General features: G+C 69.6%; 13 protein-coding genes. 8 read left to right on the forward strand and 5 right to left on the reverse strand.

The window, feature by feature from the left end; all coding sequences use genetic code 11:
* The first annotated feature begins 34 nt into the window (after positions 1 to 34).
* Positions 35 to 688: a DUF6517 family protein gene (locus BLT27_RS13550; RefSeq protein ID WP_089734783.1), complete on the forward strand. Its 654-nt coding sequence runs from the start codon at positions 35 to 37 to the stop codon at positions 686 to 688.
* Positions 689 to 735: 47 nt separating this feature from the next.
* On the opposite strand, the gene BLT27_RS13555 is transcribed toward BLT27_RS13550, so the two are convergent.
* The 3 genes from BLT27_RS13555 to BLT27_RS13565 all read right to left on the reverse strand — a co-directional run bounded on the left by BLT27_RS13555 (position 736) and on the right by BLT27_RS13565 (position 4,402).
* The gene (locus BLT27_RS13555) at positions 736 to 2,427 is read right to left on the reverse strand and encodes a DUF7289 family protein (protein WP_449267427.1); all 1,692 of its coding nucleotides are present in this window, start codon (positions 2,425 to 2,427) and stop codon (positions 736 to 738) included.
* A gap of 242 nt (positions 2,428 to 2,669) precedes the next feature.
* Positions 2,670 to 3,518: an enoyl-CoA hydratase/isomerase family protein gene (locus BLT27_RS13560; RefSeq protein WP_089734787.1), complete on the reverse strand. Its 849-nt coding sequence runs from the start codon at positions 3,516 to 3,518 to the stop codon at positions 2,670 to 2,672.
* Positions 3,515 to 4,402, reverse strand: a complete 888-nt coding sequence (locus BLT27_RS13565) for a 3-hydroxyacyl-CoA dehydrogenase family protein (protein WP_089734789.1) — start codon at positions 4,400 to 4,402, stop codon at positions 3,515 to 3,517. The genes BLT27_RS13560 and BLT27_RS13565 overlap by 4 nt, the downstream gene beginning before the upstream one ends.
* A 100-nt stretch (positions 4,403 to 4,502) precedes the next feature.
* Between BLT27_RS13565 and BLT27_RS13570 the strand changes: the two genes are divergently transcribed.
* Positions 4,503 to 4,925 (forward strand): DUF6069 family protein, encoded by a 423-nt coding sequence (locus tag BLT27_RS13570; RefSeq protein ID WP_089734791.1) that lies wholly within the window; start codon positions 4,503 to 4,505, stop codon positions 4,923 to 4,925.
* 14 nt (positions 4,926 to 4,939) lie between these two features.
* Here the strand turns inward: BLT27_RS13570 and BLT27_RS13575 are convergent, their stop codons facing one another.
* The gene (locus BLT27_RS13575; RefSeq protein WP_089734793.1) at positions 4,940 to 6,370 is read right to left on the reverse strand and encodes an OB-fold domain-containing protein; all 1,431 of its coding nucleotides are present in this window, start codon (positions 6,368 to 6,370) and stop codon (positions 4,940 to 4,942) included.
* Positions 6,367 to 7,542 (reverse strand): thiolase C-terminal domain-containing protein, encoded by a 1,176-nt coding sequence (locus tag BLT27_RS13580; RefSeq protein WP_089734797.1) that lies wholly within the window; start codon positions 7,540 to 7,542, stop codon positions 6,367 to 6,369. Before BLT27_RS13580 ends, BLT27_RS13575 begins: the two co-directional genes overlap by 4 nt.
* Before the next feature lie 90 nt (positions 7,543 to 7,632).
* Between BLT27_RS13580 and BLT27_RS13585 the strand changes: the two genes are divergently transcribed.
* From BLT27_RS13585 to BLT27_RS13610, 6 genes are all read left to right on the forward strand, one after another.
* Positions 7,633 to 7,965: a hypothetical protein gene (locus BLT27_RS13585; protein ID WP_089734799.1), complete on the forward strand. Its 333-nt coding sequence runs from the start codon at positions 7,633 to 7,635 to the stop codon at positions 7,963 to 7,965.
* Positions 7,966 to 8,049: 84 nt separating this feature from the next.
* Positions 8,050 to 8,607: a ribbon-helix-helix protein, CopG family gene (locus BLT27_RS13590; protein WP_089734801.1), complete on the forward strand. Its 558-nt coding sequence runs from the start codon at positions 8,050 to 8,052 to the stop codon at positions 8,605 to 8,607.
* A 145-nt stretch (positions 8,608 to 8,752) separates the two neighbouring features.
* Positions 8,753 to 10,078 carry an ABC transporter substrate-binding protein gene (locus BLT27_RS13595; RefSeq protein ID WP_089734803.1) on the forward strand — a complete coding sequence of 442 codons (1,326 nt, stop codon included), beginning with the start codon at positions 8,753 to 8,755 and terminating at the stop codon, positions 10,076 to 10,078.
* Between the two features lie 90 nt (positions 10,079 to 10,168).
* The gene (locus tag BLT27_RS13600) at positions 10,169 to 12,205 is read left to right on the forward strand and encodes a hydantoinase/oxoprolinase family protein (protein ID WP_089734865.1); all 2,037 of its coding nucleotides are present in this window, start codon (positions 10,169 to 10,171) and stop codon (positions 12,203 to 12,205) included.
* Positions 12,202 to 13,962, forward strand: a complete 1,761-nt coding sequence (locus tag BLT27_RS13605; RefSeq protein WP_089734804.1) for a hydantoinase B/oxoprolinase family protein — start codon at positions 12,202 to 12,204, stop codon at positions 13,960 to 13,962. Before BLT27_RS13600 ends, BLT27_RS13605 begins: the two co-directional genes overlap by 4 nt.
* Complete coding sequence (locus tag BLT27_RS13610; protein WP_089734806.1) at positions 13,962 to 15,095, forward strand: MFS transporter; 1,134 nt, start codon at positions 13,962 to 13,964, stop codon at positions 15,093 to 15,095. Before BLT27_RS13605 ends, BLT27_RS13610 begins: the two co-directional genes overlap by 1 nt.
* Positions 15,096 to 15,108 lie beyond the last annotated feature (13 nt).

Genomic DNA, 15,108 nt, shown 5'->3' on the forward strand with positions numbered 1-15,108 from the left:
TCGTTTTAAGCTCCCGTACCGACTGGTGTCGCCCATGAACGCCAATCGACGACAGTTCCTCGCGGCGACGGCGGGTGCTTCGCTGGCCGCGACAGCCGGCTGTCTGGGCTTGCTGTCCGACGCGACGACGTTCGAGGCACAGCAGGCGGCGACGGCCGAGGCGGTCGCCAGCGACGGGAACTACGTCAAACAGGAGCCGCGCGAGCTCCGCGCCGAGCGGACGTTCTCCGTCGGGGACCAGGAGCAGACAGTGACGGTCGTCAACTGGGTGACCGAGTACTACAAGACGATAGACGTGGGGCCGCTCAGCGGCCAGCGCGCGGGGGTCTTCGCCGCGGTCTCGACACCGCAGGTCGAGATTCTCGGGGAGTCGTTCAACCCGCTCGCCGATGCCAGTCCCCGCAATATCATCAGTCGCTTCCAGCAGCAGTACGGGGGGATGACCGTCGGCGACCGCGTCGGGCAGACGACACTCGGTGCACTGGGTGCGAGCGCACTGGTGTCGACGTTCGAGGGGTCGGCGACCATGGCGGGCCAGCAGGTCGACACCAACTTCGTCGTAAGTGGCTCGGTGGAGAACGCGGGCGACCACGTCGTCTCGCTGGGCGTCTTCCCACGGGAGCTCGACGAGCAGGGGACCGTCCACGCGATGATAGAGAACCTCGAACACCCGGTCTCGAGCGAGTAGCCCGACGGCCGGTTCGGCGACGTGTCGGAGACGGAGTGGTCGAGCGCTCAGGCGGCTCTCGCCAGCGGTTCCGCGGCTACCGGGGACACGGCGGCAGGCGGTGCGGCGATGGAGCTGTTCGAGCCCGCCTGTGACACCGTGATATCGTACACTGAGAGGTGCAGGTACGTGATCGGCGGCGGGTAGAGGCCGTGGTCGAGCTGGAGCGACGGCTGGATGTCCACGAGGTCCTGGTCGTACTCGATATCGGTGCTCTGCCCGACGATGGTCGGGCCGGCGATGATGGCACCCGACACCTCGCTGTTGCCCGCGACGACGCAGGTGTCCCAGCCCTCGCACTTGCTCCCGGTCCCGAACGGTTCTGCCGCCGCGTTGGGTTCGCTGTCCTCGAGGACAGCCTCGTTCCGGGGGGCGTAGATGGTCCCGTACAGGTCGGCCTTGCTCCCGCCGGTGATGGCGATCTGCATCTCCGAGGTGCCGTACACCTGGAAGTACTGGGACTCGCCGTCGACGCCGGCCTCGCTGTTCCCCATCCCGAAGTTCCCGGTCGAGTAGATGCGGAAGGCCCGGCTGCCGCCCCCGTTGACGACCTCGATGTCGCCGCCCTGGAGCGAGATGTTCCCGTCGACGATCATCGTGACGTTCCCCGCGCTCAGGTCCACCGTGAGGTCCTCACCGCTCTCGAGGACGAAGCCGTCGTCGTCGTAGTACGTCGCCCCACCGCTGAGGAACGCACCGCCGTACTCGGGATGCATGATCGGCGTCGTCGAGTCGTTCTCCGCGTCACGGACCTTCTTCTCGATGACGTCGTCGATGATGCGGAGGTCGTTCGTCGCGCCCTCGGTGACGTTGCCGGTGACCCTGCTGTGGTCGGAGACGTTCCCGGCCGCGGAGACGTTCCCGTCGATCTCCGAGTTGCCGCCGTCGAACTGGATGTCGCCGCTGGTCGCGAACACGCCCTGCGAGAACGTGCTGTCGATGGCCGGCTCACCGAGGCGCATGACGACCGTCTCGTTCGCGTGGTCGACCGTGATGCTGGCGTCGCTGGTCTGCTGGCGGAGGTAGTCGGCCCAGCCGCCGTAGTACTTGCTCTGGATCTCGACGGTGACGAGCTGGCCCTGGACGACCGACTGGCGGTCCAGTGCCACGCCCGAGCCGTTCCGCCGAAGGTCGATGGCGCTGCTGGTGAGCGTCCGCTCACCCGTCACGATCGGAATCCAGGCGTTCAACGACCCGTCGTCGTAGTCGAACGGCGGTGGCGACACCATGGTGGCGTCCGCCCCGGTCCCACGCCACACGCCACCGGCCTGGTAGGCGAGTGTGTCGTCCTCCCGGGTGTACTCGACGGACCCGATGGTGCGGTTCGCGATCAGCGCCTCGTCCGTGTAGACCCGGATGCTCCCGGTCTCGTCGTGACGGACGGCCGCGTCGTTCGCGCGGATGTCGAACGCGACCCGCTCCGTCGTCCCCTGGCCGAAGGCGACAGACGTGACCGACTGGCTGAACTCGACGAACGCGAGTTCGACGCGCTGGTTCTGCGCGTTGTCCTCCGCTCGGTCGAGCGTGACGCTGCCCACGAGCGCGACCGATAACATACCCAGGACCACGAATCCGATGAGCAGTGCGACGGCCAGCACCGACGACTGTCCACGCCCGGTCGCTTCGCTCGTTCGGTCGCCCGATACATCTTGCCTTTCCCTGTGTTTCGACGCTCCCCCTTCCCAAGGGGCTCGTCTCATCAGTACGCCGGACGCAGGGCAACCGTAAATAAAGAATGTAATATAAAAATCACGAACGTGGATGGTAACAACGCGAAAAGGATAGGTTCAACGTGAATTTGACAGAACATATCCCTCAGAACTCTGTATGGATGCTTTCGGGGCAGCTATACCGACACCATCTCCAACGGAAACTGCGGCCACAACCCTATTGTGTCGGTACTCGTCAATCGGTTGAACGGAAAACCCGGGGACGACACCGCCTACCCGGACCACTCAGGCTCGCGGTCCTCGAAGAAGGCGTCGATGCCCTCGTTCTTGTCCTCCCCCGCGAACAGCAGCGCGAACAGTTCCGCCTCGTACTCGATGCCAGCCTCGAGTTCCATCCGCGACGCCGCCTTCACCGCCTTCTTGGCGTGTTCGAGCGCCACCGGCGACTTGGACGCCATCTTTCCCGCGAGGTCGTAGACGCGCTCGTCGAGGTCTTCCGGCTCGTACACTTCGTCGACGAGGCCGATGTCGTCGGCCTCCTCGGCGTCGATGAGCTCGCCCGAGAGCACCAGCCGCATCGCCTGCCCCTCGCCGACGAGCCGGGGGAGTCGCTGTGTCGCGCCCCCGCCGGGCATGATACCGAGGTTGATCTCGGGCTGGCCGAACTTGGCCCCGTACTGCGCGATGCGCACGTCACAGCCGAGTGCGAGTTCGGAGCCGCCGCCGAGGCAGTGGCCGTTGATGCGGGCGACGACGGGCTTCTCCAGGTCGTCGACGTACTCGTAGACGCGGGGTCGCTTCGACGCCTCGCGCTGTTCGAGGGCGTCGCGCTCGCGCAGCTCCGTCACGTCCGCGCCGGCGACGAACGCGCTGGACTCGTCCGAGCCGGTGAGGACGACCACGCGCACGTCGTCGTCGGCCTCGACCGCGTCGAGAACGTCCTTCAGCTCGCGGCGGAGCTGCGCGTTCAGCGCGTTGCGGGCGTCCGGCCGGTCGAGCGTGACCGTCGCCACACCCTCGGCCGCGTCGCCGACCGCGACACGAACCAGTTCGCAGTCGGCTGCCGCCGCCTCCGCGTCCACGGTCCCGCCGTCGTCGTCCGCCGCTTCGTCACCGCTCATTCACCGTCACCCCAGTCGCCGGAGGTGCCGACGATCTCGCCGTCCTCCCAGACGTAGAAGCCCTCGCCGGTCTTCTTGCCGAGCTTGCCCGCCCGGACCTTCTGCTTGAGCAGCTGCGGCGGCTTGAACCGTTCGCCGAGCTCCTCGCGCAGGTACTCGAGGATGTCCAGCCGGACGTCCAGCCCGACGATGTCCCCCAGCTCGATGGGTCCCATCGGGTGGTTGTAGCCCAGCTCCATCGCGGCGTCGATGTCCCGCGGCGAGGCGACGCCCTCCTCGAGCATCCGGACGGCCTCGACACCGAGCGTGACGCCCAGCCGCGACGAGGCGAACCCCGCCGAATCACGGACCGTGACGGCCGTCCGGTCGATTCCCTCGACGAACTCCTCGGCGAAGGCGACCGTCTCCTCGCTCGACTGCTCGGGGACGACGACCTCGACCAGCTGCATCAGGTGGACCGGGTTGAAGAAGTGCAGTCCGACCGCGCGGTCGTCGTGGTCGAGCGCACTGGCGATCTCCGTGATGGACAGCGAGGAGGTGTTCGTCGCGATGACGGTGTCCTCGTCGACGGCCGCCTCGACGCCCGCGAACGTGTCCTTCTTCAGGTCCATCTGCTCGGGGACCGCCTCGACGACGAGGTCGGCACCCGCGACGGCCGGTTCGAGCTCGACCGCGGTGTCGATGCGCGCCAGTGTGGCCTCCATCTCCTCCGGGGTGACCTTGTCACGGTCGACGCCGCCCTGGAGGTTCGACTCGATGGTCGCCAGACCGTCCTCGACGAACTCCTGTTCGATGTCGCGCATCGTCACGTCGTGGCCGGCCATCGCCGTGACCTGCGCGATTCCGTTCCCCATGGTCCCCGCACCGAGTACACAGACCTTCATATCTGGGACCGTGATTGCCCGGCAAGTAAGCGTTGTCCGTTCCGGCGGGGTGTGCCACTTCAGTCCTAGCTTGAAGGTCGTGGGCGTCGTCTGCACCGGTATGAGCCAACGCACGACGACGCTCGAACGCCTGCGCCAGCCCGTCGCTGGCTACGGCCTGCCCGCACGGGCGGTGGTCGCCATCGTGACGGCCCTCCTCGGAAACCTCGCCATCGTGAACCTGGCTATCTCCGCCGACCTCGCGCCCGACCTCATGGCGCTCTCGTACCCCCCGGTCGTACTCCTGACCGTGGTCGGTGTCCTCGGAGCAACCGTCGTCTACCGGCTGCTCGAATCACGCGTCGACGCGCCGACCCGGACGTTCACCCGGCTCGCGTGGGCCGTGCTCGTCCTGTCGTTCCTCCCCGACATCGGCATCCTGCTGGCCGACGACACCGCGACGGCCGCTGGTGTCGGCGCGCTCGCGTTCATGCACCTCACGACCGCAGTCGCCTGCATCGCGTTCGTCCCGTCGGGCGAGTAAGGGGCCGCCGCCGGTCACTCCGCGGGCGTGACCTTGCAGCCGTATCGCGTGACGCCCTCCTGCGTGTAGATGCGGCGGAACTCGGCTGTCACGGCGTCGCCGACACCCACCGAGCCCGGGTCCGCGTCGGTCACCTGCACAGGGACACTCACGCTGCCGCCGTCCGGACCGTCGAGCGCGACGACCGCGACGGCGAAGTCACCGGACTTGGACTGCTGCTCCGCGAACTCCGGCGGTGCGCCCCCCTGCGAGATGGTCGTCACCGCCTCGACAGTGCCGGTCCCCGGGAGCTCGACCGGCTCCGTGCCCTCGCGCCCGTTGCAGGACTCGCAGGCACCGGCCGGCGGGAAGTTCAGCGCGTCACAGGACAGACAGCGGCCGGCCTCGAGCCGGTAGCGCTGCGGAATCGAGCGCTTCCAGGACGGGACGGAGACGTACGCGCCGCCGCCGTCCGGGGGGCCGGAGGTGACCTCGCCGCGCTGGCGGAGGTACTCGGCGTAGGAGAGGTTCGCACCGCCGTCGAGGGCGAGGTCCGCCGCGACGCCCTCCTCGTCGTCGTGCACGACGACGAGCGCGTCCGCACCGGCACCCGAACCGACGCCGACGACGAGCGTGGTCTCCACGCCCGCCGCGAGCGCTCGGGCGAGCGAGAGCGGCGCGCTGGCCGCCCCGGTGTCGCCGAGCTCCTGCACCGTCGCGACCTCGTAGATGGCCGCGTTGTCGACGCCGAGCGCGCCGGCGACGCGGTACGGGCGCTTGCCGTCGGCGGCCTGGATGGCGACCGCGTCCGGCTCCGGGTCGGCGTCGAGCGCGTCGACAGCGCCCGTGACGACCTCGCGGAACGCCGTCCGGTCGTACGTCGTCACGTCGAGGCCCTCGGTGCGGTCGGTCCCCGCTTGCCGGAACCGGGTACCGGGGTACGGCGTCGCGTACTCGGCGCTGTCGGCCACCGTCGCCGCCCCGTCGCCGCCGAGGACGAACGCCACCGCCCCGGCCCCGGCCGCGTGGTCGACCGCGTCGTCGAGGTGCCCCTTCGGACAGTCCGCGGCGACCACGAGGGCGAGCCCGTCGTCGAGGTCGGCCGCCACGGCGTCGGCGAGTGCCGAGGTACCGGCCCGAGTACTCCCACCGTGGAACCGGCGGGTCGCCGTCTCCGGCACGCCGAGTGCCGCGCCGAGCCGACTCGTCAGGTCCGCCTCGGCGAGCGGCGGGGTGGTCGAGGCGAAGGCGAGGTGCGAGACCTCGTCACCGTCGCTCCCGTCGGTGGCGAGCGCGCGCTTCGCGGCCGCGGCCGCCATCGTGAGGGCGTCCTCGTCGGCTCCCGGGACCGCCTTCTCTTCGATGCCCGACGCGTGGAACTGGCCCCACGCCTCCTCGAACGCCTCGGCGGTGATGCGGAAGCGCGGTGCGTACGCCCCGACGGCGCGGATGGAGTTCCCGGTCATGCTCCGACCTCCTCGCGCTCGAACGCGTGAACGACGGCCGCCCCGCCGCTCCCGCCGACATTGTGTGTTAGTCCGCGAGTTGCGCCCTCGACCTGTCGCTCGCCAGCCTGCCCGGTGAGCTGCTTGAACGCCTCGACGACCTGCCCCGCACCGGTCGCGCCGATGGGGTGTCCCTTGGACTTGAGGCCGCCGGAGGTGTTGACGACGACCTCGCCGCCGTAGTCGCTCCGGCCGTCGGTGACGAACGCGCCGGACTCGCCCGGTTCGCAGAGGCCGAGGTCCTCGTAGGCCATCAGCTCCGCGATGGCGAAGCAGTCGTGGACCTCCGCGAAGTCCAGCGACTCCGGACCGAAGCCGGCCATCTCGTAGGCTGTGGCGGCCGCTTCGGCGGATGCGGGGACGTTCACGTAGGAGTCGCGCTGGAACAGCCCGACGCGGTCCGACGCCGCGCCCACGCCGGCCACGCGCAGGGCCTCGTCGGCGTACTGGTCGACGACATCCTCGCTGACGACGATGGCCGCCGCCGCGCCGTCGGTCGTCGGGCAGCAGTGATAGAGGTTCAGCGGGTCCGCGACGACCGGCGCGTCCATCGCGTCCTCCAGCGAGCAGGTGAACCCGAGATGGGCGTGGGGGTTGTCCGCACCGTGGGCGTGGTTCTTCACGGCGACGTGGGAGAGCTGCTCGCGCGTGGTGCCGTACTCGGCCATGTGCGCGCTTGCCATCTGGGCGTAGACCCCGGCGAACGTCGTGCCGGAGAGTCGCTCCCACTCCGTCTCGCCGCTGACGCCGAGCCAGTACTTCGTCGCGTCACCGGAGGCGTCGGTCATCACCTCGACGCCGCCCGCGAGCACCACGTCGGCCATCCCGGACTTGACCGCCTGGACGGCCTGCCGGACCGCGTAGCCCGACGCGGCACAGGCGTTCTCCACTCGCGTCGTCGGCACGCCGTGGAGCCCGACGTGCTCGGTGACCGCCGGCCCGGAGAGCCCGAGCTGACGGCCGCCGACGCCGAGCGTTCCCACCACGGCCTCGTCGAAGTTGTCGGTGTCGATACTCCCCGCGACGCTGTCGACGGCCGCGTCGAAGGCCGTCTCGAACAGCGACCGGTAGCTCTCGTCGGGGAACGAGCCGAAGTCCGACTGCCCGGCCCCGACGACGTACGCATCTCGCATAGCGGGAGTCGGACGGCGGAGCGCATATAGGTCGGGGAAAGCGGCGGTTCCAACGGGAACTCTCTTGTACCGTGGCTGATAGCACCGGGTATGTTCGAGGGACCGGAGCAGTACGCGAAGGGCATCCTCATCGGCATCCCACTCCTCGCGTTCGTGTTCCTCGTGGCTCTCAGTTCGAGGGTGCAGTTGGTGGGGACCGTCCTCCTGCTCTCGCTCGGGCCGGCGCTGGTCGGCCTCGCCTTCCTCGGGCACCTGAGCGGGCTACACGCGGTCTCGTCCTGGCGTGTCTTCCTGTTCGGTGGCGCCGCAGGGGTCGTGACGCTGCTGTTCGCCGGGGCAGCACTGGTCACCGGAACTGGCGCTCTCGCCGTCCCCGGGTTCGGGGCGTCGCTGTTCGCCGGCGCCGCCGCCGTCCTCGCCTGAGGCTTGGGGAGTGACCGGCGGCGTCTCGTCCGCGGGGCGGGTGAACGCCGTGAGATACAAGCCCGTTCCCCCTCTCTACGGACCATGAGCAACTCGCGGATCACTGTCTCGCTCGACGAGGACGCTCAGGAGGCGCTCGCGGACGTCACCAAGCGCACCGGCCAGGGCCAGAGCGAACTCGTCCGGCGGGCGCTGACGTTCTACGCGGCGAACTTCCAGGCGGCGACGACAGACGCGAGCGAGAAACTGGAGGACTACCACAAGATGCTCTCGGGCGGGGAGCACGTGCTGCTGGACGTCGACTTCCTGCACTGCTTCCTCGACTTTGTCTCCGACGAGGAGGGGAACCGGGCCGAGGAGTTCCTCGAGGCGGCCGACGAGGTGTCGGCGTACCACGCACGGGAGTACGAGGACGAGTTCGACAGCCTCGACGAGATGCTGGAGTGGCTCTCGCTCTGTGGCTTCCTCTCGGTCCGTCGCAGCGACGAGAACCGCTACCACGTGGTGTTCCCCTCGGAGGAGATCCGCTGGTTCATGACCCGGTTCATCGAGCGCAGCGCGGTCCGCCTCCCGTTCGACATCGAGATCGAGGAGGGGTACACGAAGGTCATGATGACCGAGCACCCACTCGACGACGGCTGACAGCAGGCTCTGGGTCGCCCGGGTCCTGTCACCCGGCGAGTATGAACGCTTCATACGTCTTCATACGTCCGCGTATCGGGGGGAAGAGACGTGTTACTCGGTAACAACAGGCTATAAGCGGGTTCATCGACTGGTACCTTTCGTCATGGCACAGGATGACACGTTCGCGGACAGGCTGCGGCGGCGGCGGTTCCTGCGCCTGGGTGGGGCGGTCGGTGCGGCGGGCCTCGCCGGGTGTCTGAACCAGGGCGAACTGCAAGGTGAGACCGACGACGGTGGCGACCAGACCGACGGTGACGACGATGGCGGCGGGGGCGGCGGTGGTGGCTCGTCCGACCCCATCCAGGTGGGGACGGCGATCCCGTTCTCGGGCGACCTCAGCGACTTCGGTGAGCCGATGCTCAACGCCATGCAGATGGCCGTCGAGGACATCAACGCGGCCGGTGGCCCCCTCGGGCGCGAGGTCGAGATCGTCGACGAGGACACCGGCACCGACCCCACACAGGGCGTCAACGCGGCGAACAAGCTCGTGGAGACCGACGGCGTCTCCGGCGTCATCGGTGCGGTCTCCTCGGGCGTCACCATCAGCATCGCGCAGTCGGTGACCATCCCGAACGAGGTGCTGCACATCACGTCGGCGTCGTCGTCGCCGAGCATCTCGACGCTGGACGACGACGACTACGTGTTCCGCACCCGGACGAACGACCGGTTCGTCGCGAAGGTGATGGCCCGCATCATCCAGGAGCAGGCGGACAGCGCGGCCGTCATCTACGTGAACAACGACTTCGGGCAGGCGCTCGCCGACACGTTCGAGGCGACCTTCGAGGGCACGACGACGGCGACGGTCGGTTACTCTTCAGGACAGTCCAGCTACGACCAGATCCTCTCGGAGGCGTTCAGCGACGACCCCGAGTTCGTCGCGTTCGCGGGCTACCCCGAGTCCGGGACGACGATGCTCAGCCAGTGGAACGAGGGCGGCTACGGCGGCAACTGGGTGCTACACACCAGCATGCTGTCGGAGGACGTCATCAGCAACGTCGGTGCCGACATCATCGACGGGATGTACGGCGTCCGGACGCAACCGCCGACTGGGGGCGCCACGGACTCGTTCGTCAGCGACTACGAGAGCGCCTACCCCGACACCGACGTGTTCTCGCCGTACTCGTGGAACTCCTACGACGCGCTCGTGTCGTACTGCCTCGCCGTCCACGCGGCGGGCACGACCGACTCCGCGGCCGTCAAGGAGGAGATGCGGACGGTGTCGAACCCGCCGGGTGACACGTACAGCTACGCCGAGTTCGGCGACGCGGTCGCCGCGCTCGACGACGGGTCCGAGATCGACTACAGCGGGCCGAGCGGCAACGTGAACTACGACGACAACGGCGACGTGGCAAGCGACATGGTCGTCGTCGAGGTCGTCGACGGCGAGTTCCAGGACCAGGAGGTCATCCCGGCCGACGAGCTGGTCTGAGCAGACAGGCTGTCATCCCCCATTTTCGATACACATGCACGCTGTAACAGCACGACGGAAACGCAGGCGAGGAGCAGAGGTGAGGTGCACGTGAACGAGGACGCCCGCATCGGCGTCGACATCGGCGGCACGTTCACGGACCTCGTGACCATCGCGGACGGTGCAGTCCGCGTCCACAAGACGCCGTCGACGCCCTCGGACTCCGAACGGGGCGTCATGGACGGGCTCGAGGGAGTCGCTGCCCGGTACGGCATCGACCCGGAGGACATCGGCTTCTTCGGCCACGGGACGACCGTGGCGACGAACGCCGTCCTCGAGGGCGAGTGGGCCGACACCGCGCTCGTGACGACCGCGGGGTTCCGCGACGTGCTCGAGATCGGCCGGCAGGCCCGACCGGACATCTACGACTTCGACGCGGAGAAGCCGACCCCGGTGGTCGAGCGCGACCGCCGCTACGAGGTCGTGGAGCGCCTCGACGAGCGCGGCGAGGTCGTCGAGCCGCTCGACGAGGCGTCTGTCGAGGCGCTCGCGAGCGAGCTCGCCGACGTCGACAGCGTCGCCGTCAGTTTGCTCTACTCGTTCGAGAACGACGCGCACGAGCAGCGCGTGAAGGAGCTGCTTCGGGCCCAGGGCGTCGACGCCTCGTTCTCGCTCTCCTCGCGCGTACTCCCCGAGATCCGGGAGTACGAGCGCACGCTGACAACGGGGCTGAACGCCGCGCTCAAGCCGGTGATGGACAGCTACATCGGCCGGCTGGAGACGCGCGTCGCCGAGGAGGGCGTCGGGACTGACGTGAAGATAATGCAGTCGAACGGCGGCATCATCACCGCCGACGCGGCGCGCGACCGGCCGGTGAACACGCTGCTCTCGGGCCCCGCCGCGGGCGTCCAGGGCGCGACGTACGTCGCCGGGCTCGCGGGCATCGAGGACTGCATCACGATGGACATGGGCGGCACCTCCTGCGACGTGTCGCTCGTCGAGGGCGGCGATCCGCTCGTCACGACCGACGTCGAGGTCGGCGACTACCCCGTCTCGGTTCCGATGATCGACATCCACACCGTCGGGGCGGGCGGCGGCTCCATCGCCTGGACCGATGCCGGGGACGCGCTCCGCGTGGGCCCGCGATCCGCGGGCGCCGAGCCTGGCCCGGTCTGTTACGGCCGGGGCGGCGAACGGCCCACCATCACCGACGCGCACGCCATGCTCGGCCGCATCGACCCCTCGCGGTTCCTCGATGGGCCATCGCCGGACGACGCCGTCCGGCAGGCGGTCCGCGACCACGTCGCCGACGAGCTCGACATGGGCGTCGCCGAGGCGGCACAGGGCATCCTCGACGTGGCGAACGCGAACATGGCCCGGGCGCTCCGGGTCGTCTCCGTCGAGCGGGGCTACGACCCGCGCGACTTCGGCCTCGTCGCCTTCGGCGGCGCGGGCCCGCTGCACGCCTGCAAGCTGGCGCGCGAGCTGGAGGTGCCGCGCGTCGTCATCCCCCGGACTGCGGGGGTCCTCTCGGCGCTCGGCCTGCTCATCAGCGACGTGCTGTACGACTACTCCACCTCGAAGGTCCGCCCGTGGACCGACGTGGAGCCCCGCACCCTCGCCGAGAGCTTCACGACGTTCCGCGAGCGTGGCAGCGACCGGCTCGACACGGAGGGCGGGACCGCAGACAGCCTGCAGTTCGAGCGCTCGGTCGACCTGCGCTACGCCGGGCAGTCGTTCGAGCTCACGGTGCCGGTTCCGGGCGGCGAGGTCGACGAGGACACCCTCGAGACCGTCGTCGAGCGGTTCCACGACCGGCACCGCCAGCGCTACGGCCACGCCTACGAGGACGAGCCGGTCGAGCTCGTCACCGTACGCCTCCGGGCACGCGGGGTCGTCGACACGCCCGACCTGCACCCCGAACCCGTCGAGGGCACCGTCGACGACGCGGTCCGCGAGACGCGGGACGTGGTGTACGACGGCCGGACCCACGAGACGCGCATCTACGACCGGCGGCTGCTGCCGACCGGCACGGGCTTCGACGGCCCGGCCATCGTCGAGGGCACGGAGAGCACGGTCGTCGTCCACCCCGACCAGGCCGCCAGCGTGGACGAGTACGGCACGCTGCTCGTGGAGGTGAACGCATGACAGATTCGGTCACACTCGAGGTCATCAGGAACGCCTGTATCGCCGTCTGCGAGGAGATGAACGCGAACCTCATCCGGACGGGCTACTCGCCGAACATCAAGGAGCGCCGTGACTGCTCCTGCGCGCTGTTCGACGCCGAGGGCGAGATGATAAGCCAGGCCGAGAACATGCCGGTCCACCTCGGCGCGATGCCGTTCTCCGTCGCGGCGGCCATCGACCGGTTCCCGCCGGAGACGCTCTCGCCGGGGGACGCCATCCTGCTCAACGACCCGTTCTACGGCGGGGCGCACCTGCCCGACCTCACGCTCGTGACGCCGGTGTTTCACGAGACAGCCGACGGCGACACCGAGCTCGTCGCGTTCGCGGCGAACCGCGCCCACCACGCCGACGTCGGCGGGGCGCGGGCGGGCAGTGTCGCAGCCGACTCCACCGAAATATACCAGGAAGGGCTGCGCATCCCGCCCGTGAAGCTGTTCGAGGGCGGCGAGCCGAACGAGTCGGTGTTCGACATGGTGCTCTCGAACGTCCGGACGCCGGACGAGCGCCGCGGCGACCTCCGCGCGCAGGAGGCCGCGAACCAGACCGGCAAGCGTCGGTTCCTCGAACTCGTCGAGAAGTACGGGCTCGAGACCCTGACCGAGGCGCTCGACGAGATCCAGGAGTACTCCGAGGCCCGGATGCGCGCCGAGATCGACGAACTGGCGGACGGCACCTACGAGTTCAGCGACGTGCTCGACGACGACGGCCTCGGCAACGAGGACCTGCGCATCCAGGCGGCCGTCACCGTCGACGGCGACAGCGTCACCGTCGACTTCGAGGGCACCGCCGACCAGACCGAGGGCCCGGTCAACGCCGTGCTCGCGGTCACCGCGTCGGCGACGTACTACTCGGTGCGCTGCGTGACCGACCCCGACATCCCGCCGAACCACGGCTGCTACCGGCCCATCGAGGTGAAAGCGCCCGAAGGCAGCATCGTCAACCCGGAGCCGCCGGCGGCGGTCGTCGGCGGGAATCTGGAGACCTCCCAGCGCGTCACCGACGTCGTGCTGGGGGCGTTCGCCCAACAGGCACCCGAACGCGTCACCGCGGCCGGCCAGGGCACGATGAACAACATCACCTTCGGCGGCACCGACCCCCGGACGGACACGCCGTATGCGTTCTACGAGACGCAGGGCGGTGGTTTCGGCGGCCGGGTCGGCACGGACGGGATGGACGGCGTCCACGTCCACATGTCGAACACGATGAACACGCCCGTCGAGGTGCTGGAGACGGCGTACCCGCTGCGCGTACGTCGGTACGAGCTCCGGCAGGACTCCGGCGGTCCCGGCGAGTTCCGGGGCGGGCTGGGCATCCGGCGGGACATCCAGGTCCGGGACCACGAGGCACACTTCAGCCTGCTCGCGGACCGCCACACCCACCAGCCGTACGGGCTGGAGGGTGGCGAGCCGGGCGAGTCGGGCGCGGCCGAGTTGGAGACCGCCGACGGCGAGACGCGCCGTCTCCCGCAGAAATCGACGCACGAGCTCCCCCCGGGTTCGACGGTGCGCATCCGGACGCCTGGGGCCGGCGGCTACGGCGACCCTGCCGACCGTGACCCCGAGGCCGTCCGGCGCGACGTGCGCCACGGGAAGGTGTCGCGGGCCGCTGCCCGGGCGGCGTACGGTGTCGACGTGGCTGCCGGTGCGGCTGCAGGCGTCGAGGCGGCCGCCGGCGAACCGTACGAGCCGACCGACGACGCGGAGGGAGACGATGACTGATGCACCGCGACCCGCTCCGGTACGTCCCGCACGTGCTGGTCACGAGCGTGGGCTACGTCGTCTTCGCCTACGCGGCGCTCCCGTCGCTGCTGACGGCGCGCCTCGACATCGGCCTCTCGTCGTTCGGGCTGCTGATGAGCGCGCCGCTGCTGGCGTTCGTCGTCGTCCAGCGCCCGGCCTCGCGGTGGGTCGGTCGGTACACGACGACCCGGGTGCTGTTCGCAGGCGGCCTCGCACACCTCGCGCTGGGGCTGTCGCTGGACCTCAGAGCGTCGTTCCCCGTCGTGCTCGCGCTGCGCGGCCTGTGGGGGCTGACGGGCGGGCTGTTGCTCACCGTCGGCGCGACGCACATCTCGCGGCTCTCCGAGGGTGCGGACGCGACCAGACAGCAGGGCGTCTACGGCGGCCTGCTCACGCTGGGCGGGATGCTCGGCTTCCTGCTCGCCCCGACCCTTGTGCGGGAGTACGGGTGGCTGTCGCTGCACGCGCCGGGTGCGCTGCTGTCACTCCCGGCTATCGCGGTCGCCGGCGCGAACCTCTCGGACCGGCGGACGGCACCCACGGCGACGACGACGGAGCGGGGTGGCGTCGTGCTGCACCCGGTCGTCGTGCTTGCAGCGACCTGCTACGTCGCCATCATCGGCTCGTACATCACGCTCTCGACGTTCGTGACGGCGTACTTCGCGGACCTCGGCGTGGTGGCGCGGCTGAACGTGGTCGTGCTCGGGTCGGCGACGGCAGGGCGCATCGTCGGCGGGGAGACCTCGTGGCGACTCGCGCTCTCGGACCGGCGGCTCATCGCCGGGAGCACCGCCGCCGCCGGGCTGGGTTTCGGCGCGATGGCCGCGACCGGGAGCACGGCCGCGCTCGTCGTCCTCCCCTTCGTCGTCATGCTCGCCGTCTCGGTGCCGTTCGGGGCGGTGTACAACCTCGCGGCCGGCGCGACGGACGCGGAGGGGACCGCCATCGCGACCATCGTCGCGGCGGGCAACGTCGCCGCGCTCGTCCTCCCGCCGGTCACGGGCACAATCCGGGAGACGACGGGGAGCTACGGCGGCGCGTTCCTGGTCCTCGGCGGACTGAACGCCGTCGCCGCGGTCGCGACGTACTACACGATACGGAGGCAGTCATGAGACGGAACGGACG

The organism is Haloarchaeobius iranensis (assembly GCF_900103505.1).
GTDB lineage: Archaea > Halobacteriota > Halobacteria > Halobacteriales > Natrialbaceae > Haloarchaeobius > Haloarchaeobius iranensis.

Coding starts and splice junctions, on each gene's coding strand:
- BLT27_RS13560 (WP_089734787.1), bottom strand. CDS start 3,518: ATGAGCGGTGACGAAGCGGCGGACGACGACGGCGGGACCGTGGACGCG.
- BLT27_RS13555 (WP_449267427.1), bottom strand. CDS start 2,427: ATGAGACGAGCCCCTTGGGAAGGGGGAGCGTCGAAACACAGGGAAAGG.
- BLT27_RS13580 (WP_089734797.1), bottom strand. CDS start 7,542: ATGCGAGATGCGTACGTCGTCGGGGCCGGGCAGTCGGACTTCGGCTCG.
- BLT27_RS13595 (WP_089734803.1), top strand. CDS start 8,753: ATGGCACAGGATGACACGTTCGCGGACAGGCTGCGGCGGCGGCGGTTC.
- BLT27_RS13605 (WP_089734804.1), top strand. CDS start 12,202: ATGACAGATTCGGTCACACTCGAGGTCATCAGGAACGCCTGTATCGCC.
- BLT27_RS13590 (WP_089734801.1), top strand. CDS start 8,050: ATGAGCAACTCGCGGATCACTGTCTCGCTCGACGAGGACGCTCAGGAG.
- BLT27_RS13565 (WP_089734789.1), bottom strand. CDS start 4,402: ATGAAGGTCTGTGTACTCGGTGCGGGGACCATGGGGAACGGAATCGCG.
- BLT27_RS13575 (WP_089734793.1), bottom strand. CDS start 6,370: ATGACCGGGAACTCCATCCGCGCCGTCGGGGCGTACGCACCGCGCTTC.
- BLT27_RS13585 (WP_089734799.1), top strand. CDS start 7,633: ATGTTCGAGGGACCGGAGCAGTACGCGAAGGGCATCCTCATCGGCATC.
- BLT27_RS13610 (WP_089734806.1), top strand. CDS start 13,962: ATGCACCGCGACCCGCTCCGGTACGTCCCGCACGTGCTGGTCACGAGC.
- BLT27_RS13550 (WP_089734783.1), top strand. CDS start 35: ATGAACGCCAATCGACGACAGTTCCTCGCGGCGACGGCGGGTGCTTCG.
- BLT27_RS13570 (WP_089734791.1), top strand. CDS start 4,503: ATGAGCCAACGCACGACGACGCTCGAACGCCTGCGCCAGCCCGTCGCT.